This window comes from Nocardia bhagyanarayanae (assembly GCF_006716565.1).
Classification (GTDB): Bacteria; Actinomycetota; Actinomycetes; order Mycobacteriales; family Mycobacteriaceae; genus Nocardia; species Nocardia bhagyanarayanae.
The window spans coordinates 5,800,032-5,818,970 of record NZ_VFPG01000001.1 but is presented as its reverse complement, the minus strand read 5'-3'; the positions used below and the strand labels follow the sequence as shown (position 1 = coordinate 5,818,970).

The window sequence follows — 18,939 nt, the reverse complement described above, 5'->3', positions numbered from 1 at the left end:
GTCTGAGATGACAGCGCCGCAGCGACGTATTCCTATCGCACCATGGGGGTTTACCTCATCGGCTGCCAGGAAGGCGAGAGGGCGGAGTATCCGCCGCTGGCGAACTTGTGGCGTATGCGCGCAATGTTCGCTCCTCTTGTGAGCCCGGCGTGGCGGTGTAGATCCACAACAGGTGCTGGAGATCGGGCGTGACTGTGGCGACTTCGTAATGAAGACTCAGTAGACCCCATCGGTGGTGATCTATCGTGGTGACCCCGCCTGATATCGATCGCACGGGATACGATTCCCACTCGGCGCGGAAACTCGCACTGTGGCTGTACAACTCATCGATCAATGTGGTCAAGGCGTCATCGAAGGGGAATCTGCTCGTCATCATGCGCAGGTGAGCTGCGAACTCGTGAGCGATAACGCGCTGATCCGGGAAACGCTCGCGCGAGTTGGCGCCTAGGAGTTGTATGCGGGCGAGGTTTCGTTGTGCGGCAGCTGAATCCCCTTCCACAAGGAGAAGTTCAGCGGGCTCGTTGCTTGCGAGTACATCCAGACGGGGGTTGAGCACCAGCGCTGGCGCCGAAATCCACCTCAACAACCGTCTCGCTGTCTCATCCGCTTGTGGAAAGACGATGTGCCTTTCTGCGTGGGCGCGGGTGATTTGAACCAGATACTCGCGCTCGTCGGGATCCAACAGCAGCGCCTTGGCCACCGCGACGAGCACGGAGTCGGAGACATTCGAAGAACGCCCCTGCTCGAGCCGGGTGTAGTAGTCCACACTGACCCCGGCCAGCTGCGCCACGTCCTCGCGTCGTAAACCCGGAACGCGGCGACGCCTGGGCATGTCGACCAGCCCCGCATCGCGCGGTTCGAGGCGATCACGCCGCGAACGAAGGAACTTCGACAACTGGGACTCTGCCACCCCGGGTCCGCCCTTTCGGGTCTCTACGACGCACTTGTTGTCCGGGCATCGAGCGGGTGATCGAAGCGGTAATCAAGTATGTCGACAATATGTTATGAGATACATATTAAATGGGACGGAGTGTCGGCGGCCAGTTATGCCGGCTGGCATCGCTGCCCCGCCTCGTCCTGCCGCAACTGGCACTGCCGGGACGGGGCTCCCCGTGGAGCGGCTCCCCTGCAACGCTTCTCATAAGCGGCGCTAATGTCACCGACGGATGGGGATCGGGCGACGGTTGGCGACGATCCGAGCATGGAGGCGGTCTTCGCCGAGCGCGGATACGAGGGCACGATTACCAACGCCGTGGCCGCAGCAGCCGGGATCTCACAGGCGTTGTTCGCCCGCACGGACATGCCCGCCACGCTGCGTGCGACCATCGCGCCCGCACACGTCGCGATCCACGCGCAGGTAGAAACCCTTGTGGGCGCAGCGTTTCCGCAGCTGGGTCCCGAGGACCGGCATCGAACGACCACGGTGGCGATCCAACTGCTCCGTGGCATGATGCCCTTGATCGTCGAGGCCAACCAGGAGCAATGCCCGGCACTGGTCGAGGAGTTGCGTCTCGTCGTCCGGTCCTACTTACTCGCCCGCACCGAGAGATGAGAATCGCGGCAGCCTCCGCAAAATCGGCTGCTTGTCGAATGGGCGGCAGAGACGGCGATCTCGGCACCCTCGACGACCTCTCGACTAACAACACCTGCCGGCCCATTGAGCGCCGCCCCGGCCGTGACCGGGGCGGCGATCGGGTAACACCGCGCGGGCGTCAGTCGTTGACCGGCCCGCGGTAGCCGGGGCCGCCGCCGATCCTGACCCCGTTGTAGTAGGTGGCCATCCAGCTGAGGCAGCTCCGTGAGTCCCATGAGAACTGGCAGGAGGCGAACATGTCGCCCAAGAACCAGTCGTCGCACTGCTTGCGGCTGACCCAATGCGTCGGCTTGCCGTTGCGCGGGAACCCCTCATAGCAGCCGTCGTGGTGCTTGCACGCGTGATTGAAGTCGTAGACCCAGAACACCGACGAGACACTGATCCCCGGGGTAGAGCACGCGCTCGACTCGGAGGGGTGGACAGCCCACGGGTGCGGGCCATCGTTCGACGGTGTCGCGGGAGATTGCGTCGTGTGCGCGTTGGCCGGGCTCGCGACCAGCAGGGCGCAGACGGTCGCAGCCGGAACCATCAGTGCGGAAACGAGTTTCATTGTTTTCCTTTCTGGTTATCGGAATCCTGGTTAGAGAAAACGAGCGAGCAGTTTTCCGATCGCGTAGCCAGCCGCGTCCCCCAGGGCGTGCGCGATCTCGCTGACGAATCGCCGCAGACTGCTGTCGGTTCGCGCGCGAAACGCCGCATCCGATCTGCTCGTGTCATCGATGACGGTGAGCAAGCGTCGACAGGTGTCCATGAGGCCGTCGATCGCCTCGGCGACTTCCACGGCTGAGAAACTGTGACCGCACGAGCAATAGAACACCGAGGCCATGATGTTCCAGTTGCCGCGGCAGGCCTGGCATCGCACCGAGCGCGTCGTCGGCTCGACTTCGATTTCGCCGCCGCAATGTCGATGAACGCACGTCGCCCAGGAAAGCTGACACGACGGGCACGCGGGGAACGGCAGCGGAAGATACATCGACGAATTCATCACGACCGCACGCTCTTCGCCCTGGCGCGCTCCATACCGCTCGCGAAGCCCTTCTTCGCAGCCCAGCTCATGTCGCGCACGAATTCGTCGAGACTCGCGAGGGCGTAGCCCAGCCTCGCGGCGATCTGCTCCACGGCGTAGGCGCAGAACTTCCGGAAGGAAACCTCGTCCGCTTGTAAACGCCTGGCGTGGCTGCTGTCCATCTGTCCCATGAAGTCGTAGAGCCGGGCCGCGACCTCCTCCCACTCCGGGTCTTCCGGGCCGATCATGTGCGCCACGAGGTCACCGCCGACCGTTGAACTGGCTCAGCTGATCTCGGTTCGCCTCGATCCACCCGAGCAGGCGCGGGTCCACGAATTCCCGGAAGTCGGCCACGTCGGCCACCCGGCCCAACAGCCACGCACGATCATCGGGCGCGTGCATGCCGACCTTCTCCAGGAGCAGCTCCAGGTTGTAGCGGCGCTTCGCCGAGTAGCAGACGATGCTGTCCTCGGCGCTGCTCACCTCGTTCTTCAGTGCATCGCGCAAGAACCGCTCGTACAGTCCGATCGTTCGCTGCTGCTGCTTGCTCGGGACGTTCGCCTGACGGATCCAGGCTTCCTCGCCCGGATCGATCCGGTCGATCTTGTTCGCCGCGAAGACTATTTTGTCGACCAGCGCGTTGCCGTTCTCCGCGCGCAACCTCCGCAGTGCGACTTCGATCGGCGATATCACCCGGCTCGGCGCATCGATGACCCAGATCGCCACGTCGACGTTCGGCAGCACCTTCGAATACGTCTCGTAGTGCGTCTCGTCGGCCATGAGGTTCTCGCCGAGACCCGGCATATCGTAAACAATGATGTTGCCTTTACGGCCGGTGTACTCGTACAGATCGCCCACGATCGGCTGCGCGACCCGGGTGCACGGCTCGTGATGGCTGACCTTCGCGCCCGCGTTGAACAAGGCGTTGATGGTCGATGACTTGCCGACGCCGGCCAGCCCGATGAGTGCGATCGTCGGCGGCGAGACATTCTTGATGCGCTCGGCCAGGCGCGCCTCGGTCTCGGCCCATTGCGCTTCGCTGATGTGCGGGTTCTGCAGTTTCAATGCGGTCATGATCTTCTGCAGCTGCAGCTTTTCGAACATGTGTTTCCTTCACGCGCCGAATTTCCGTCCGAATGAGCATGCGCGGGAATAGCGACAGTGGCGGAATTCCGTGCCGAAAATGGTTCGCGCGCAGCTCGAATCACCGTACGTGCATACGGTGACGTCAGAAATCCGCGACTTCTCGGCCCGCAGGTTCGGGGTCTTGGTTCGCGCCGCTAAAGATCTCCGCGTCGAGGTCCGACCGCACCGTGCCCGTGGGCTCCACTTCGATTCGGAGCTCGGTCGCCCCACGCAGCAGCACCGAAGCCACCAGATCGCGGCCAGGGGGTAGGACCCGCGCGATCACTTCGCCGGAGTCGGCATGGTCGAGCGCTCGGCGCACCACCGAGCGGACCACACCCGTGAGGTCCGCACCGGCCGCGTCGAGACCGCCGCCGTCATCGAGTACGACCGCCACGCCGCGACCGCGTGCCTTCCGCGCGGCCGCCATGATGTCGCGGTCGACCATGCGGCCGCCGAGGATCTCGTCGCGGAGTTCGGCTTCGAGCAGCTGGCATTGCTCCTGTTCAGCAGCGCTGAGAGGCCTTCCGCTCGCGATCGTTTCCAGCAAGGGGCGGGCAGCGTTGTCGAGATGGTTCAAGCGCGTGTCGCGTTCTTGCTGACCGGCTTCGGCGGCGGCTTCCGCCGCCGAGCGCTCGGCCGCCTGTCTTCGCAGACTCAGAATCGACTGTGCCATCGGTCGTACAACGCGGGAGAAGAAGGTCGCCATCAACAGTGGCGCGGCGTTGATGAAAGAGAACCCGAGCCCCGTCATGAACCCCTGGCGAGTGTTCGCCGTCCACACCGTGCAGACCACGACCTGCGCGGCGAGCGCCGCCCAAGCCCACGCCGAGGCGGCCCGGATGCACATGAAGTTGAGGTAGGCGGACGCCGCGCCGAGGAACCAGAGCTGGGTTGCGTTCGCGATCGGCACAGGCAACTGGGAAAGGCCGAGGACGGCGCCGATGGGCGCGGCCGCCGCCATCGGCGCGGCATAGCGGTGCCGCAGCGGATCACCCGGCGCGACGATGACGCCGAGACCCGCTACCGCGAGGACCGCGGCCGCCAACGCCATGACCCAGACGTGCCGGACCCCCTCGGTCGCCGAGAACGCCATGGTGAACATCGTCGCGACGAATAGGCCGTACAGTCCCCATGCCGCTGGCGTCCGCATGCCGAGGACATCGCGGACGTCTTGTGGATCGTCCGGGTGCGAGGTCATGTCGTCGTCCACCCGACGCACACACGACAGCCCCGGCCGGGCAGGGAGTCGATACTGGACCAACCGCCGGGCAGGTCCGCGAATGCCTCGATAATATTGGCGCGCAATCCGATTCGAACGGACGGTACGGCGGTCGTATCGAAGCCGGCGCCGTCGTCCGTTATCTCGACCGTCACCGCCGTCCGCTCGACGGTGACGGTCACCTCGCACACGGCCGCCCGCACGGGTGTGCTCGCGTGTCGCTGCCAGTTGCGCACGGCTTCACCGGTCGCGCTCACCAGCAGCGTCGCTACCATTCCCGGCATCGGGCCGAGGCGATCCGCGGATTCGTTGACCAGCACCGGAACCGTGTCATCGATGTCAGCGACAACGGCGCGCAGATTCGCCAACCATCGAACAATTTCGACATGCTCGGCCGGGGCGGCGCCCGAGCGCAAGCCGTCCAGACTCTCGAGTGTGGACCGCCCATAGCCGGCGAGTAACGGAGTATTGGCGGCGCGTGATGCCTGGAGCAGCGTCGCGATGACGCCATCGTGGGTGAGCCCGTCGAAGCGTCGCCGTTCGAAGCGACGCGCCTCGGCAGCGGCGTTGTCGGCGGCTGCAGCCGTCACGGCGTGGGATGTCTCGTCGAGAATGCGGCCGGTCCTGATCAGGCCGACGCAGGCCGCAGCGGGCAGCGCCGAATAGGAGACGGCGAACAGGATGTCGCTCAGCAGCAGGCCGCCGTCGTAGTCGGTGCGGACCAGCATGGTCGCGAGCTGACTGAGTACGGACACGACGGCCAAGTACACGAACGGTGTGCGGTGCCGGAACAGGCACATCGCGACGGCGGGAAGTCCGGGCATCCACACGATCCAGAGCGTCGTCTCGTTACCGACCGTGTGACCGGTGCGAACCAGCAACCAGGACGCGATCGCGACGCCGTATCCGCCCGCGAATGCCAGCACTGCGTATCGGAGCAAATCCAGTCGCCATAGTGCCGCCGCGAGCACCATCAGTGCAGGCGGTAGGTAGATCGCCGCCAAAGCCGTTGGCGTCCACCATGTCGCGGCGAGGTGTGTTTGCGACAGCGCCGGTTGCACCGTGAGCGCGGCGTAGAAGAGTCCGCCGGTCCCGACGAACAAGCCGCCTCCGCGGGTGAGCCGCTCCTCGGCGCTGCGCTCGGGAACGGGGACCGGCCGCGGCGCCGCCGACCTACTCGGAGGAGGGGCGGTCACCTTTGACGAAACCATCTTTGGCCGCCTCTCTATAGAGGTCGATGCGAGAACGGACCGGCCGGCCGGCTTCCGCGTACCGCCGACGAATTCGAGCCAGATAGTCGTTGACCGTGTGATCGGACAGGCCGAGTTTGCGGGCGACGGCCCCGGCAGTCTCGCCATTCGCGTACAGCTCGAGCACCTGTCGTTGCCGCGGCGGAAGATCGATCCTGGGCAGTGCCGGGTCGGTATCGATGGCGGCCGCCCACGCCATCGTGGCGACTTGTCTGCCCGAGGCGGCGGCGCGAATCATCGCGATCGTCAGATCTATCGGTTCGTTCTTGAGCGCGACGCCCAAAACGCCTGCCCGAGCGGCCGAACGGACAAGGTCACGCCAATCCCCGGTGGTGCCGGTGGTGTAGACAAGGCAGTCGATCCCGTGTCGGCGGAGCAGTTCGACGTTGGCACGCGGGCTCGAGCCGTCCGGCAGCCGCAAGTCCAGGATCGCCAAATCCATTTCCGTTGTCTGAGAGAGCAATTCCGGAACGGTCGGTGCCAAGGCGACCACGGTCAGATCCGGCTGTTGCGAGAGGATGGCCGCCAAGCCGACGGCCATGGCTTGATGGTCTTCGACGAACCCGATGCGGCGGACCTTGCCCGGTTTCGCGTACTCGCCTGGCAGATCGGTCACTGCGACGCCGGCCATTTCGAGTAGCTTGCGAATCCTCACCACCGAATTGAAGCACCGAACGAAGCACCGTGGCTCGGCATTTCAGAACCCTTGCCGCGCGCAGCCGAAGTGTTGGTCGCTACGGCTGAGACCGAGCTGATCGGTTCGTACCGGTCGTGGTGGCTGCGCGCCGGAGACGCTGCCTAGTAACCGCGAAGCCCGAGCACGGCCAGCCGAACCCGGTTGGTGGCACCGGTTTTGGTCATCAGGTTGGTGATGTGGGTCTTCACGGTCGTGATGCCGACCTGCAGTCGGTCGGCGATCTCGGCATTCGACAGGCCGTCGGTGACCAGCTCGAGGACCTCGGATTCCCGGGCTGTCAGGCCGGGAAAGGAAGGAGCTGATGGGGTTTCGCGATGAGTGTGCGCGATCAGCGCGGAATCGACCACCCGGCCGAGCACGCCGGGAGAGAAGGGGCGGTCGCCCGCGGCGGCCCGGCGGATGCCGTCGAGCAGGTCGGTCGGTGAGGCGTCCTTGACGAGGAATCCGCAGGCGCCCGCGGACAGCGCCGGGTAGAGGTGTTCGTCGTCGTCGAAGGTGGTCAGGGCAAGCACGCGGGTGGCCGGTCGTTCGGCGAGTATGGTTGCGGTAGCCCGGATTCCGTCCATTCCTGGCATTCGCAGATCCATCAGCACCACGTCGGGGCGGGTGCGGCCGGCAAGGCGCACGGCGTCGGCGCCGGTGGCGGCCTCGCCCACTACTTCGAGGTCGCCCGCGGTTTCGCACAGCATCCGCAGTCCGGCGCGCACCAGTTGCTGATCGTCGACGAGCAGTACCCGGATGGTCACGACGCTCGTCCGGGAAGGTGAGCCGCGAGCCGCCAGCCGGTCGCACTGGGGCCCGCGGTGAAGCTGCCGCCGAGTAGTTCGACCCGCTCGGCCAGACCGATCAGGCCGACGCCGCTCGGGCGCGACTTCGTGTGGCCGTTCGAGATCGTGCTGTCCAAAAGGAAGTGCACGCCGTCGAGCGCGTCGACCACCAGCCGTGCCGAGGCACCGGGTCCGCCGTGCTCGACCACGTTGGCCAGTCCTTCCTGCGTCAGCCGCAGCAGGGTGAGCGCCGACAGCGCGTCGACCGAGGCGACATCGCCGATCTCGTCCGTCACCACGTTGCCGAGTCGACGCGTGCGCAGCACCGCCGTCTCGATGGCCGTGAGCAGATCACCCGGTGCGACGAACGATTCGCCGGCGGCGTCCGGATCACGCAGTATCGTCACCAGTTTTCGTAGGTCGGCGAGAGTCTCCTTGCCGCTGGCGTGAATGTCGTCGAGCACCTCCCGCACGGCCGGGGAAGCTTCCGGTATCGCATGCCGCGCCACTCCCACGCGCAGCACCGTCGAGGACACGTGATGCGCGATGAGGTCGTGCAATTCCCGCGCGATGGCGGTGCGCTCGGCCATCCGCGCCGCCGCTACCTCCGCCGCGCGATGCATGCCGAGCTCCTCGGCCGCTCGGCGCGCTCGGGCGGCGCTTTCGAGCGCGCCGCGGAGCAGCCCGCCGATCAGCAGGGGCACCCCGGCCATCACCAGCGCACGGTATCCGGTCGCGCCGAGTCCGCCGTCGTCGTGCAGCAGATACGCGCAGACGAGCGCGGCGGCGCCGAGCCACGGCCGCCAACTCCCGTGTCGAGCCGCCAATTCCGTGAGCACCACGGCGGCGCTCACCTTGACGGCCAACGGACCCGTCGTCCCGAACTCGAATCCGACGGCCAGCAGCGCTGTCGTCAGCAACGAGGCCTCCAACGGTCGCCACACCGCGATAGCCGTAGCACCCACCGCCGCCACCGCGATCGCCCAATCGAGGACCGTCGCGGACTCGGTCAACCAGATCATGCACCCGGCGGCCAACGCCAGGAGCACGGCCAGCCGTACCGGGAGCGAGCGCACCGAGAGCAGCCACTCGATGCCGCGCGTCACGCCGGTCGCCTCCGAGCGTGTCACGCCGGTGTCCGGATTGCTCACGTTCACATCATGCCTGCCGCTGTGCGCGCTGATCTCCTCCCTAGGGAGGAGACGGCTCGTTCCGACGGCCGCGGGAAACGGTCCCGCGGGTCGATCCGGTCGACCGCGGCATCGGACACAGTCGGTGCATGACCGATGACGACACCACACCGTCCCCCGACCCGACGTCGAGCAGGCGCCGGCTACTCGGCGCCATCGCCGCCACCGGCGTCGCGGCAGGCGCTGCCGGATTGGCCGCCGGGGTCGCGCTCGGCGCGGACACCAATCCGCCGCACACGACGACCGCACTGCGCCGCTTCGAGAACAGGGTCGTCGTGATCACCGGCGCCACCTCCGGCATCGGGGCGGCGGCGGCCCGGTTGTTCGCGGCCGAGGGCGCCCGAGTGGCATTCTGCGGCAGGCGAATCGAGCGTGGCCGCGCGGTGGAGCGCGCGATCCGCGACGCGGGCGGCGAAGCCACCTACTACCGCGCGGACGTGCTGGTGGAGGACGACATCCGCGCTTTCGTGGACGCGGCCGCCGCGAAATACGGTGGACTGCACGTCGCCTTCAACAACGCGGGCATCACGATTCAGAAGCAGCTCCACGAATACAGTGCCGACGAATTCGATCGAGTCGTGAACACCAACCTGCGCGGCGCCTTTCTCGCGATGAAGTACCAAGTGCCACATATGATCCGCGCGGGCGGCGGCACCATCGTCGTCACCTCGTCGTCGAATGCCATAGCTACCGATTCCCAGCGCAGCGCCTACACCGCGAGCAAACGCGGCCTCGTCGGCCTGGTGCAGTCCGCCGCGCTCGACTACGCCGGCGCGGGCATCCGGGTGAACGCGCTCGTCCCTGGCACCACCGACACCGAGTTGGTACGCAATCTCAGCCCGATCGGCGGACTCCCGGACGACGCCTACCAGGTGGCGATGCGCCAGTGGGCGAAGTCCAATGTGCCAGGTCTCGGTAGGCTTGCGACGCCGGAGGAGATCGCGGCGTTCGCCCTGACACTGGCCGCGCCGGAGCACCAGTACCTCACCGGGGCGCAACTGGTCATCGACGGTGGGAAGACCGCGCACGCGTGATCGCTTGTGCTTGTGCGGACTAGGTTGTGTCCTCGATAGGCCGCTGGCATCGGTGGGAATCCGGACCGGCCGGGTCCACGGCCGCCGTGACCCGAGGAAGGGGGCGGGTTCCCTCGCGTTGGCACACTGTTGGCACACTGGCAGTGCTCGCCGCTCAGCGTGGAGTGAGAAAACTGCTTCTGACCTGGCTCGATTGAGTAGGGTTGGCGAGCATTTGCAAATCTGAGAGGTAAGGAAAGTATGGGAAGCACCGTTCTCGACATCGTCGCCCTGATCACCAACCGTGCTGCGGCCTTCTGGAATTGGCTGGCCACGGGCTCGGCGGGTTTTCCTCCGCTGTGATTTCGCGCTGATCGAGCACGAGGACCCCTGGCCTTTTCAGCCGGGGGTTCTTCCTATTTCGGGCTTTCTCGCCTACAGGCCGCGCGGCTCGATCCAGAGCGCCTCGGAGACAGCGCAGAGTTCGCCCGACGCTGTCGACAGGGCGACGCCCACGGTGTACTTGCGACCGTCCTTTCCGATCGGCCAGGCGTGCGCGATGTGCGGCTCGCCCACCCGGATCGGTCGCAGCAGGGTCGCGGTGAGGGCGGCGGTGACCGCGCCTTGGCGCATGCCGGACAGCAGGAATCCCGCGTGGCCGCCGGGGCAGTCGAGCGCGGCCCACACGTTCTCGGTGGTGACGGCGCCGTCCGCCGCGCCGAGCGCCGGGTCCGGCACCCATGCGGCGGCGGCGAGATCGCGGCCGGGCAGCACCCAGGGGAACAGGCGCAGGCCCCGGCCCGGGGCGCACGCTGCGCCACAGCCGTAGCAGTCGGTGACGCGGCGTTCGCCCGAGGCGAGGACACCCGTCGTGAGGGCTTCGGCCTCGGCCCAGCTCGGTGCGGGCGGAATATCGAGGGACAATGTCGCCTCGCCGATCTCGGCGAGGACTTTCCCGTCCGCGTCGGTGAGTGCGGTGCCGTTCACGGCGGTGGAGGTCAGCGCGAGCGGTGTGCCGACCGGCACCTTGGCGCGGAAATCGACGCGCGCGGTCGGCGCCGGACAGCGGGTCGCGAGGACACCGGCGACGAAACCGCCGAAGGCGACGTCCGGATAGCCGTGGATGTGTTCGGGAATGGTGATCTCGTCCACCTGGATCATCGACTCACACCAACCCTCTCCCGGCCGCGGCCGTCCATCGGCATCCGACGATACCGAGGGGTCCGGACAGCGCCGACAGCGGCCGGGGATCACCGGGGGAGCAGCGCGCCGCCGAGCTGGGTCAGCAACAGGCTCATCACCCCGACCTCCTGGCCTTGGGACTGGATCATCGCGCGGGCCGCCTCCTTGACCGGCCCTTCGGTCAGCTGCCGGTCGGCCGCCTGCGCCATCGCGATGCCGCCCTGGTGGTGGCGAATCACGAGTTGCAGGAACAAGATCTCCGCGTCGCGACCGCGCGACGCGGCGAGCGCGTCGAGTTCGGCCGTCGTCGCCATGCCGGGCATCGGCGTGTCCGGTGCGTGCGCCGAATGTCGGTGCGACGCAAGAGTATCCGTCATCCACGCCATCGGCCGCGGCGACAGCGGCGACGCGTCGGCGAGGCGCAGCCAGCCCAGCATGGTGCCGATCTCGACCCGCTGGGCGTCGGCCAGCTGCTCGGCGACGCGGCGGACGGTCGGCGACGCGGCCGGATCGAGGCGCTGGGTCATCAGCAGCGCCTGCTGGTGGTGCGCGGTCATGTCCTGTGCGAATCCGATTTCGATAGCATCGAGAACAGGTGCGGCCGAGTGTTTTTCGGGTAACGCCAGCGGTCGCAGCGCCGCCCCGAGCGCCAGCAGGAACAGGGCGAGCGAGGCGAACGCGGCGATCCGAACCCCGCGCGGCACGCTCACGAGCCGACGATCGAGCGCTGGTCGGCGGGCGGGCTGTAGACCGCCTCGTCGAGCCGCAACACCATGAACCCGTTGTCCGAGCACGCGACATACAGGTCGTTGCCGCGCCATTCGGGCGGGGAGAAGCACCAGTCGGTGGAGACGTCGCCGAAGGCGAGCCGCCCGGTGCGGGGTGTGAGCGCGTCGGCCGGGTTGAACTGTCCCTCCAGCACCGCGCGCGCCGCGGGCGGTGCGCTCATCAGCGGTACGCCGATGATCGAGGCGAGGGCGTGCGGGGAGTTCCACAGTTCGAGATTGCGTCCGGTGCGCGCGGGCGGGTTGAAGTAGGCGATCTCGCGCACCGCGAAAGGATTGCGCACGTCGAAGACCCGGATTCCGGAGGATATCCACCCGCAAGCGAGTGCCGTCGGATTCTCCTGGCGGTCGGCAGCGCAGTAGTGCGATTCGTAGGCGAACGCCGAACCGCCCATGGAGGAGCCGATATTCGCGTCGAGGTGTTGCGGCAGGTTGATCTCGAGCTTCAGTTTGTTGGCGACCTTGGGTGCGGTGTCGTCGGAGACGTCGATGAGTTTCACGCCGCCGGAACCGCCCTCGTCGACGGTGAACAGGTACGGCTTGCCGTCGTAGCTGACGGGGATGCTGTGCTGGGTCGCCCAGCCGTCGGTCCAGAACGTGCGGCCGATGTGGTGCACCTGCGGATGCGGGTCGCGGCGCTGCACGGCGCTGATGTCGAGCACGGTGAAACCGCCGAGCGCGGACAGGTACATGCGGTTGCCGTCCGGGCTGATGCCGAAGCCGTGCGCTTCGATGCCGGTCAAGCCCTGCCAGACGACGCGCGGGTTGGCCGGGTCGGTGAGGTCGACGGCGCTGAGGAAACCGGGGGCGATGCCGGAGGCCCAGTAGGTGCGTCCGTCGGGGGAGAAGCCGCCCTCGTGGGTTGTGATCGGCAGGGGCATCGCCACATTGGTGCCGGGACCGGGGTTGAGCAGGCGCGGGTGGGCGCAGTCGGAGATGTCGTAGACGGACAGATATCCGACGCCGATGCCGACCGGGACGCCGGTGCCGACCAGCAGTTTGCGCTCGGCATTGACCTTCAGGCTTTCCCAGGTGCCCGCGAGCATCGCGGGTTCGGTGAGCGTGACCGTCGGGCGCGGGTTGGCCGGATCCGAGACGTCGAGCACCTGGACGCCGCGGCCTTCGCTGATCAGATCGCCGGGAAAGAAGGAGCCCATGTAGGCGCAGTGTTCGAAGCTTGTGGAGGTGATACCGGCTCCGCGCCCGGCGAATTGGCCGACTATCGACATGTTGCACCGGTAGCCCAGCGTGCTGCGCCCGCTGTCGCGATCGGCGGCGGGCACGTCGCCTTGGAGGCCGGGTTCCGGCATCGAATCCGGCCCACATTCCGCGCGCGGCACCGACTTTCGTCCGACATCGAGAAATTCCTGGACGGCGGTGGCGATATCGGATTGCAGATCGGCAGAGGCGCTGCCGGGCATCATCATCGCGGCGATCACCGCCGCGGTGAGCAGTGCGACCGGTCTGATGCGGCGCAATCGTGACAGAGAGTGCATCGTTGCGACCCCCCACTTCCTTGTTCGCGGTCGTCACGCGCCCTGACTGGGACAGTGGCGCGATCTGACTGCATAGTAGTAACCGCGAGTAACTTCCGGAACGGATTCGGATAATTTCTAGAACTTGTGCTGATTCGTCCGTCGTGGATGCTGGTGTCCAGGTCAGCCGCATATTGGCGTCCCGATGGTGCCGGGCGTGCCGGCCGTATTCGCCTGTCTTGGCGACGCAGGTGGGACGAGCTTTCCCTCGCCTGGGCGTTGTGGATTTGGGCAGCCAGGCTGAGTTTGCTGTGGCAGCCGTCGATCTCGCGCCGCGGTCGTGGCACGCGGGTTGGTAGTGTCGGGATCGACCGAGGCGAGCCGCGAGCAAGACAGGCGGCTCGGTCTCAGCTTTCAGCTCGGGGAGGGGACAAGAGTGCGGGGCTGGTTGCGGAGTGCGGGAATTCGGTGGCGGGGTTGGTCGCGGCGCCGCCGCGCCGTGGTAGCCACGGGGCTGGTGCTTGCGATCCTGCTGCTTCCAGTGGGAGCGGCTGCGGTCGCATTGCGATTCGAGTTCGCGGGTGACCCCAGCGCGGAAGCGCGCACCAGAGGTCGGGACGCGGTGTGGCTCGGTCACGCTTGGGTCGACGGCCGCAAGACCGACGCCGACCTGGCTGGATTGGTGACTACGTTGGCCGGCACCGGCATCAAGGACCTCTACGTGCACACCGGCCCGCTCGAGCACGACGGTAGTCTGCGCGGCGAATTACATCCGCGGGCACAGTGGTTCGTCGATGCGGTACATCGTGCACTGCCCGGGATACGGGTGCAGTCCTGGCTCGGCGACGTCGTCGCCCCCGAATTCGACGGCCTACATCTGGACGAAGCCGCCGTCCGCGACCGTATCACCGCCTCCGCCACCAGGGTTCTCGACCTCGGTTTCGACGGCGTCCACCTGGATCTGGAGCCGGTACGGTCGGGCACGTCCGGCTACCTGACGCTGCTGGACCAGGTGCGCGCCGTCACCGCGAGCCGAGGCGCACCGCTGTCGGTGTCGGCTCCGCAGATCGACCCACTGCCGGGGCTGCACTCGGTCGGAATCGCTCTGTTCGATCACGGAAAGTGGTGGTCGCAAAGGTATTTCGCCGATGTGGCGCGCCGCGTGGATCAGGTAGCGCTGATGTCGTACGACACCGCTATGCCGTGGGGCTCCCTGTACGGCGGGTACGTCGCTCAGCAGACCGCGCTCGCGCTCGAGGTCACCCCGGCGAGTGTCGACCTGCTGATGGGCCTGCCCGCCTTCTGGGCGGACGATCCCGGGCATCACGGCGCGGCGGAGACCGTCGCCAACGCGGTGCGCGCGATCCGATTGGCATTGAGCCGAAACGACCCCCGGCGACCGGCCTTCGGTGTGGCGCTGTATGTCGATTTCGCTGCGACGCCCGCGGATTGGGCCACCTACCGCCGTGAGTGGTGCGGCACTTCGCAGTAACAGCATGGACTCCGCTCATCCGGATCCTCATCGACTACGGGTTGGAGAACATGCCCGAGGGATGGCGGCCGGAAGGGTGGAGGTACGTCGGATAACCCCGCTCAGGGCCGGGCGAGGTTCCTGGCCTCGAGTGTCAGACTCAGGGCTGTTCGCGTGGATGTGGGCTCGGGCTGGAATTTCTTGGTCGCGGCCGTGGAGTCCATCACGAACGGACGGTCGAATTGGTAGCGCAGCTCGCGGATTTCGCGGGCGTCGGCATTGAACAGCCCGGCGGCCCGCAGCAGGGGTGACGGCATGCGGCGGACTCGTGCCGGGGGTGCGCCGGTGAGGGTGGTGGTCAATTCGGCGAGGGCGCGGACAGGCATGGGAGCGGCGGTGGGCGCGTGCCATGCTCTGCCCCACGACGTTTCGTCATCGGCCACCGCGAGGAGAGTGCGTGCCATGTCGTCGATGGCTGTCCAGCTGTGCGGAGTGTCGGGGTCGCCTGGGAACAGCGCCGTCTTGCCCGCGACGACGGCGGGCAGGACCACGGCGGTGAAGGTCGAGTTGGCGTCGACTCCCAGGTAATCGGAGCCGCGGACTTCCGCGGTGCGAATGCGGCCCTGCTGATGCGCGGTGAGGGCCTGGTTCCAGAGGTCGGCGCGCACGCGCCCTTTGGCAGAGTTGGGGCGCAGTGGGTGGGACTCGTCGACCGGGCCGTCGAATTCGCCATAGCCGTACAGGTTTCCGACGGTGAGCAGCAGGGCGCCGGAGGCTTCCGCCGCGTGGATCGCGGCGTGGATGAGCGGCGGGAAACCGGTTGCCCACCGGGCATAGTCGAGCCCGGCGCAGTGATGGAGTGCCCTCGCTCCCGCGCACTGAGCTGTGAGGGCGGCGGCGTCGGTGGCGTCGACTCGGATGCGTGCGATGCGTGGATGCTCGGGTCCTGATCCGCTGCGGCTGAGCAGGCGAACGTCGTCGCCTCGCTCGGCCAGTAGCAGGGCGGTGGCCGTTCCGACGGGTCCGGCTCCAACGACGACGTGCAGGGACATGGTGGTCCTCGATTCTGTCAGCTGTTCCGTTTCGAGAACGGTGTTCTCGCTACGGTTCCACCATAGAGCCCGAGGAGGAACGCTGTCAAGAACAGTGTTCTCGAAACCGTCGACAGTTCTCATATCGGATGCCCGATCTCTACACTGGGGGTATGTCAGCTCCTTCGCTCCGCGCCCGCGTCCGCACGGAAATGATCGAGGAGATCAAGGCCGTCGCGCGCCGGCGGCTGGCCGTGGACGGGGCCGCTCTGTCGCTGCGCGGCGTAGCGCGCGATATGGGCATCGTCGCGTCAGCGCTCTACCGGTACTTCCCGAGCCGCGACGACCTGCTCACCGCCCTGATCCTGGAGGGTTATGAATCCCTCGGCGCGGCAGCCACTTCCGCCGCGGCAGCGGTATCGGAGGTCGACTACCGCGGCCGATGGATCGCCGTCTGTCATGCCGTTCGCGACTGGGCCCTGGCCCACCCGACCGAATACGGCCTCCTCTACGGCAACCCGGTCCCCGGCTACAACGCCCCGCGAGACACCATCCGCCCGGCCTCGACCGTCGTACTCCTCCTGACCGACATAGCCATGGCCGCGACGGCCGCGGGGCGCATCGACCCTCCACGCCTGTCGACACATCTCCCCGCGCCCGTCCGCGCGGACCTGCGTGCGCTGATCGACCAGCGCGTACAGGCCGAACAACTCGTCTCCGACCTCCCCGAGGAAACGCTCGGCCGTGTATTCGCCTCCTGGACACAGCTTTTCGGCCTGATCGGCTTCGAGATCTTCGGCCGCCTGGAAGGCGCCATCGAAGCCAGAGCCGACTACTTCGACCACCAGATGAATCTCATGGCCGACCTCGTCGGAATTCCAGCGGCCGAGAACGGTGACGACCGGACCGACTGACGGTGGACCAGCCTTCGGTTCGGCTGCCCTCCATGCTGGCTCTGCGGTCCTAATTCGAAACAGGGCTTGTCGCCGCGTATCGGGGATTGCCCGGCCTGCATGGATTCGGCAGGGCCGACAGGGTGGCCAGGTCGCAGATGCCTCCGGTCAGCATCTGGAAGGGGGTGACGCCGAGGAGGACGATGATTCCGATGATGTCGCCGTGCTGGAGGAAGTCGACGGCCGAGCGGGCCGCCGCGGATCCGGAGTCGACCGCCGACGAGCCGGTTCCGGGTTCCGGAGCGGCCACCGGGGTGAAGGTCGGGGCGGGGCTCGGATCGGCCGTCGCGCCCGCCGCGGTGCCGACGAGGCTGGCTGCCGCCACCGAGGCGGCGGCGAGGCGGAGGGTGGTACGCATTATCGCGCTCCTAGTAGGTAATCAGTCACGGGTTCGAGGCGATGTCATCGGCAAGTGGTGACACCGTGGCAATGATTTGGGCGACCAGTTCCGGCGGCACTCCCGCGGCGGTCATGGCATCGGTGAGGTGGCCTGCGACGAGGGCGAACTGACGCCGGGTGATGCCGCGGCCTCGGTGTACCTGTTTCATCGGGGCGCCGACGTACGGGTCGGGTCCGCCGAGGGTGGCGGCGAAGAACTCGACCTGTCGCCCTTTCATGCGGGACATGTTGGTACCGGCGAAGAATGGGCGCAGTTCCTCGTCGGCGAGGACGCGCGTGTAGAAGTCTTCGACGACGGTCTCCAGGGCTTGGCGGCCACCGATCCGCTCATAGATCGGCGCGGCCTCGCTCGGTTCCGGCGTGGGCTCGAAAGAGAAAGCGGCGGACATCGTTTCACCGTGATTCAGCGCGGCGGCACGCTCATGTCGCGGTTCATCGTCGGGAGTTCGATGCTGATCGGCATCCGCAATTCGGCCAGATAGATCAGGGCGGCTTTGCGGAGAAATTCGTCGAGGAGCCAGTAGGCGTCCGCCGCGGGCGGCACGGCGGTGAGCAGTCCCTCACGCACGGCGATGAAAGGGCCCCAACTGAATCGGAGCAGCGGGTCCCACACCGGTTCCCGGGGGATGGACAATCCGTCGGCGATCTTGTCGCCGAGCAAGAAGCGGGTGAACGAGCCGAGGACCGGCTTGCTGAGGACGGCGAAGTCGATGTTGGCGCCCAGTCCGAGGAGTCGGTCGGCCAGCCTGGCGCCCTCGGGCGTCGCCGCGATGATGGGATCGAGGACCTGCGCCGCTTGGGAATTGGCTTCGGGCCACGAGTTGGGAATGTATTCGTCGCGCACGCCGAGCATGTGCGCGGCCACCTGCCAGGAGTGCAGGAACGCCTCCGATTCGTGCGGCGGGATCGGCACTTTCCAGGCGGTCAGGTGCTTCATGACCGTCGTGGGCAGGCTGTGCCAGGTGACCATGATGTCGTTCTGGCTGATCGGAATGTCTTCCTCGGCGGAGTGCACCCAGTGCGGTGACTGCGGCAACAGGTGTCGCACCGCCGCGTGGACCAGCCGGGTTTTCACGCAGGTGACGACCATCTCCCCGTCGGGACCGTAGGCGTTGTTGCTGCCGATGTCGTACCCGAGTTTGGCGGTCTTGGAGATGCGGTCCTTGAGGTCTTGACCGCCTTTGGAGTAGTAGACCGCCCGCGCCTCCTTGGGAATGACGGTACTCATCATGCCGCTGGCGAAGCCGTAGAGCACACCGAGGTACAGGCCACGCTTCTTGTTGAACTCGATCGCGGTGCCCAACTTGGCCCGGTCGGTCCACTGCGGCAGCTGACGCGCGTACTCCATGAAATCGCGCAGGTCCGAGGGCAATCCGTCGGGCAGAGGTTGGCCGTTCCTGGTCCAAGTCCGCAGCAACTCGTTGACCCGGGGGACTTCGCCCCTATCGATCAATCCGGCGACCAAGTCGTCGGCCTCGGGATCCCACACCGTCATCGGGTCGGCGCCGGAACCGGATCCGGCCACCGAGCCCTGCGGTGACCACGTCCACGGCTCCGCCCGCGCGGGCGAAACGATCGCCAAGGCGCCGAGCGCCCCGAGGATCCCACTGGCCTTCAACGCATCACGTCTGTTGAGTCCATCCATGACGTCACTCCTCATCGAGTACGAGCAGACCCCGAACGCGCGGCGAACAGCCCATGCTTACCCGCCGCGCAGTCGAGGAATTGCTATTAACTTAACAGCTCGTTGGAGTGCTGTCCGCGTTTTGCTCAACGTTG

At 66.9% G+C, this 18,939-nt stretch carries 21 protein-coding genes; 4 read left to right on the top strand and 17 right to left on the bottom strand.

What is annotated here, in order from left to right; genetic code table 11:
- Positions 1 to 55: 55 nt before the first annotated feature.
- Positions 56 to 910: a helix-turn-helix transcriptional regulator gene (locus FB390_RS25520; protein WP_141811231.1), complete on the bottom strand. Its 855-nt coding sequence runs from the start codon at positions 908 to 910 to the stop codon at positions 56 to 58.
- Positions 911 to 1,201: 291 nt separating this feature from the next.
- Here FB390_RS25520 and FB390_RS25515 point away from each other — a divergent pair, with 291 nt between their 5' ends.
- On the top strand, positions 1,202 to 1,552 hold the full coding sequence (locus FB390_RS25515) for a TetR family transcriptional regulator (protein ID WP_185757166.1): 351 nt from the start codon (positions 1,202 to 1,204) through the stop codon (positions 1,550 to 1,552).
- 160 nt (positions 1,553 to 1,712) lie between these two features.
- On the opposite strand, the gene FB390_RS25510 is transcribed toward FB390_RS25515, so the two are convergent.
- From FB390_RS25510 to FB390_RS25470, 9 genes are all read right to left on the bottom strand, one after another.
- Complete coding sequence (locus FB390_RS25510) at positions 1,713 to 2,144, bottom strand: phospholipase A2 (protein WP_141811229.1); 432 nt, start codon at positions 2,142 to 2,144, stop codon at positions 1,713 to 1,715.
- A 30-nt stretch (positions 2,145 to 2,174) separates the two neighbouring features.
- Positions 2,175 to 2,567, bottom strand: a complete 393-nt coding sequence (locus FB390_RS25505) for a hypothetical protein (protein WP_141811228.1) — start codon at positions 2,565 to 2,567, stop codon at positions 2,175 to 2,177.
- Positions 2,568 to 2,578: 11 nt separating this feature from the next.
- Complete coding sequence (locus FB390_RS25500) at positions 2,579 to 2,857, bottom strand: hypothetical protein (protein WP_141811227.1); 279 nt, start codon at positions 2,855 to 2,857, stop codon at positions 2,579 to 2,581.
- A gap of 4 nt (positions 2,858 to 2,861) precedes the next feature.
- Entirely contained in the window at positions 2,862 to 3,704 is an 843-nt protein-coding gene (locus FB390_RS25495; protein ID WP_141811226.1) for a GTPase family protein, read from the bottom strand.
- 124 nt (positions 3,705 to 3,828) lie between these two features.
- Positions 3,829 to 4,689 (bottom strand): hypothetical protein, encoded by an 861-nt coding sequence (locus tag FB390_RS25490; RefSeq protein ID WP_185757165.1) that lies wholly within the window; start codon positions 4,687 to 4,689, stop codon positions 3,829 to 3,831.
- Positions 4,690 to 4,922: 233 nt separating this feature from the next.
- Complete coding sequence (locus FB390_RS34450; RefSeq protein WP_246124208.1) at positions 4,923 to 5,675, bottom strand: sensor histidine kinase; 753 nt, start codon at positions 5,673 to 5,675, stop codon at positions 4,923 to 4,925.
- A 445-nt stretch (positions 5,676 to 6,120) separates the two neighbouring features.
- Entirely contained in the window at positions 6,121 to 6,828 is a 708-nt protein-coding gene (locus tag FB390_RS25480) for a response regulator transcription factor (protein WP_141812025.1), read from the bottom strand.
- 167 nt (positions 6,829 to 6,995) lie between these two features.
- Positions 6,996 to 7,640 (bottom strand): response regulator transcription factor, encoded by a 645-nt coding sequence (locus tag FB390_RS25475; protein ID WP_141811225.1) that lies wholly within the window; start codon positions 7,638 to 7,640, stop codon positions 6,996 to 6,998.
- Positions 7,637 to 8,812 (bottom strand): sensor histidine kinase, encoded by a 1,176-nt coding sequence (locus tag FB390_RS25470; protein ID WP_246124207.1) that lies wholly within the window; start codon positions 8,810 to 8,812, stop codon positions 7,637 to 7,639. Before FB390_RS25470 ends, FB390_RS25475 begins: the two co-directional genes overlap by 4 nt.
- A 128-nt stretch (positions 8,813 to 8,940) precedes the next feature.
- Here FB390_RS25470 and FB390_RS25465 point away from each other — a divergent pair, with 128 nt between their 5' ends.
- Positions 8,941 to 9,885, top strand: coding sequence for an SDR family NAD(P)-dependent oxidoreductase (locus FB390_RS25465; RefSeq protein WP_141811224.1), 945 nt, complete (start codon positions 8,941 to 8,943; stop codon positions 9,883 to 9,885).
- Between the two features lie 414 nt (positions 9,886 to 10,299).
- Here the strand turns inward: FB390_RS25465 and FB390_RS25460 are convergent, their stop codons facing one another.
- The 3 genes from FB390_RS25460 to FB390_RS25450 form a co-directional block, all read right to left on the bottom strand.
- Positions 10,300 to 11,025 carry a PaaI family thioesterase gene (locus FB390_RS25460; RefSeq protein ID WP_141811223.1) on the bottom strand — a complete coding sequence of 242 codons (726 nt, stop codon included), beginning with the start codon at positions 11,023 to 11,025 and terminating at the stop codon, positions 10,300 to 10,302.
- Between the two features lie 89 nt (positions 11,026 to 11,114).
- Positions 11,115 to 11,756 carry a DUF305 domain-containing protein gene (locus tag FB390_RS25455; RefSeq protein WP_141811222.1) on the bottom strand — a complete coding sequence of 214 codons (642 nt, stop codon included), beginning with the start codon at positions 11,754 to 11,756 and terminating at the stop codon, positions 11,115 to 11,117.
- Complete coding sequence (locus FB390_RS25450; protein WP_141811221.1) at positions 11,753 to 13,327, bottom strand: LVIVD repeat-containing protein; 1,575 nt, start codon at positions 13,325 to 13,327, stop codon at positions 11,753 to 11,755. Before FB390_RS25450 ends, FB390_RS25455 begins: the two co-directional genes overlap by 4 nt.
- 496 nt (positions 13,328 to 13,823) lie before the next feature.
- Here FB390_RS25450 and FB390_RS25445 point away from each other — a divergent pair, with 496 nt between their 5' ends.
- Positions 13,824 to 14,798 carry a glycoside hydrolase family 18 protein gene (locus FB390_RS25445; RefSeq protein WP_246124206.1) on the top strand — a complete coding sequence of 325 codons (975 nt, stop codon included), beginning with the start codon at positions 13,824 to 13,826 and terminating at the stop codon, positions 14,796 to 14,798.
- Positions 14,799 to 14,899: 101 nt separating this feature from the next.
- Here the strand turns inward: FB390_RS25445 and FB390_RS25440 are convergent, their stop codons facing one another.
- Complete coding sequence (locus FB390_RS25440) at positions 14,900 to 15,829, bottom strand: NAD-dependent epimerase/dehydratase family protein (RefSeq protein ID WP_141811219.1); 930 nt, start codon at positions 15,827 to 15,829, stop codon at positions 14,900 to 14,902.
- A 191-nt stretch (positions 15,830 to 16,020) separates the two neighbouring features.
- On the opposite strand from FB390_RS25440, the gene FB390_RS25435 reads away from it, so the two are divergent.
- Entirely contained in the window at positions 16,021 to 16,722 is a 702-nt protein-coding gene (locus tag FB390_RS25435; protein WP_221639360.1) for a TetR/AcrR family transcriptional regulator, read from the top strand.
- A gap of 49 nt (positions 16,723 to 16,771) precedes the next feature.
- Here the strand turns inward: FB390_RS25435 and FB390_RS25430 are convergent, their stop codons facing one another.
- Genes FB390_RS25430 through FB390_RS25420 form a run of 3 tightly spaced genes read right to left on the bottom strand, consistent with a single transcriptional unit; the run spans position 16,772 to position 18,805 of the window.
- A complete protein-coding gene (locus FB390_RS25430; RefSeq protein ID WP_141811217.1) occupies positions 16,772 to 17,119 on the bottom strand; it encodes a hypothetical protein in 348 nt (115 codons plus the stop codon).
- Positions 17,120 to 17,144: 25 nt separating this feature from the next.
- Positions 17,145 to 17,549, bottom strand: coding sequence for a group I truncated hemoglobin (locus tag FB390_RS25425; protein ID WP_141811216.1), 405 nt, complete (start codon positions 17,547 to 17,549; stop codon positions 17,145 to 17,147).
- Positions 17,550 to 17,563: 14 nt separating this feature from the next.
- On the bottom strand, positions 17,564 to 18,805 hold the full coding sequence (locus FB390_RS25420) for an oxygenase MpaB family protein (protein WP_141811215.1): 1,242 nt from the start codon (positions 18,803 to 18,805) through the stop codon (positions 17,564 to 17,566).
- Positions 18,806 to 18,939: the final 134 nt, after the last annotated feature.

Coding starts and splice junctions, on each gene's coding strand:
- FB390_RS25515 (WP_185757166.1), top strand. CDS start 1,202: ATGGAGGCGGTCTTCGCCGAGCGCGGATACGAGGGCACGATTACCAAC.
- FB390_RS25510 (WP_141811229.1), bottom strand. CDS start 2,144: ATGAAACTCGTTTCCGCACTGATGGTTCCGGCTGCGACCGTCTGCGCC.
- FB390_RS25505 (WP_141811228.1), bottom strand. CDS start 2,567: ATGTATCTTCCGCTGCCGTTCCCCGCGTGCCCGTCGTGTCAGCTTTCC.
- FB390_RS25495 (WP_141811226.1), bottom strand. CDS start 3,704: ATGTTCGAAAAGCTGCAGCTGCAGAAGATCATGACCGCATTGAAACTG.
- FB390_RS25490 (WP_185757165.1), bottom strand. CDS start 4,689: ATGGCGGCGGCCGCGCCCATCGGCGCCGTCCTCGGCCTTTCCCAGTTG.
- FB390_RS34450 (WP_246124208.1), bottom strand. CDS start 5,675: ATGCTGGTCCGCACCGACTACGACGGCGGCCTGCTGCTGAGCGACATC.
- FB390_RS25480 (WP_141812025.1), bottom strand. CDS start 6,828: ATGGCCGGCGTCGCAGTGACCGATCTGCCAGGCGAGTACGCGAAACCG.
- FB390_RS25465 (WP_141811224.1), top strand. CDS start 8,941: ATGACCGATGACGACACCACACCGTCCCCCGACCCGACGTCGAGCAGG.
- FB390_RS25460 (WP_141811223.1), bottom strand. CDS start 11,025: ATGATCCAGGTGGACGAGATCACCATTCCCGAACACATCCACGGCTAT.
- FB390_RS25450 (WP_141811221.1), bottom strand. CDS start 13,327: ATGCACTCTCTGTCACGATTGCGCCGCATCAGACCGGTCGCACTGCTC.
- FB390_RS25440 (WP_141811219.1), bottom strand. CDS start 15,829: ATGTCCCTGCACGTCGTCGTTGGAGCCGGACCCGTCGGAACGGCCACC.
- FB390_RS25435 (WP_221639360.1), top strand. CDS start 16,021: ATGATCGAGGAGATCAAGGCCGTCGCGCGCCGGCGGCTGGCCGTGGAC.
- FB390_RS25430 (WP_141811217.1), bottom strand. CDS start 17,119: ATGCGTACCACCCTCCGCCTCGCCGCCGCCTCGGTGGCGGCAGCCAGC.
- FB390_RS25425 (WP_141811216.1), bottom strand. CDS start 17,549: ATGTCCGCCGCTTTCTCTTTCGAGCCCACGCCGGAACCGAGCGAGGCC.
- FB390_RS25420 (WP_141811215.1), bottom strand. CDS start 18,805: ATGGATGGACTCAACAGACGTGATGCGTTGAAGGCCAGTGGGATCCTC.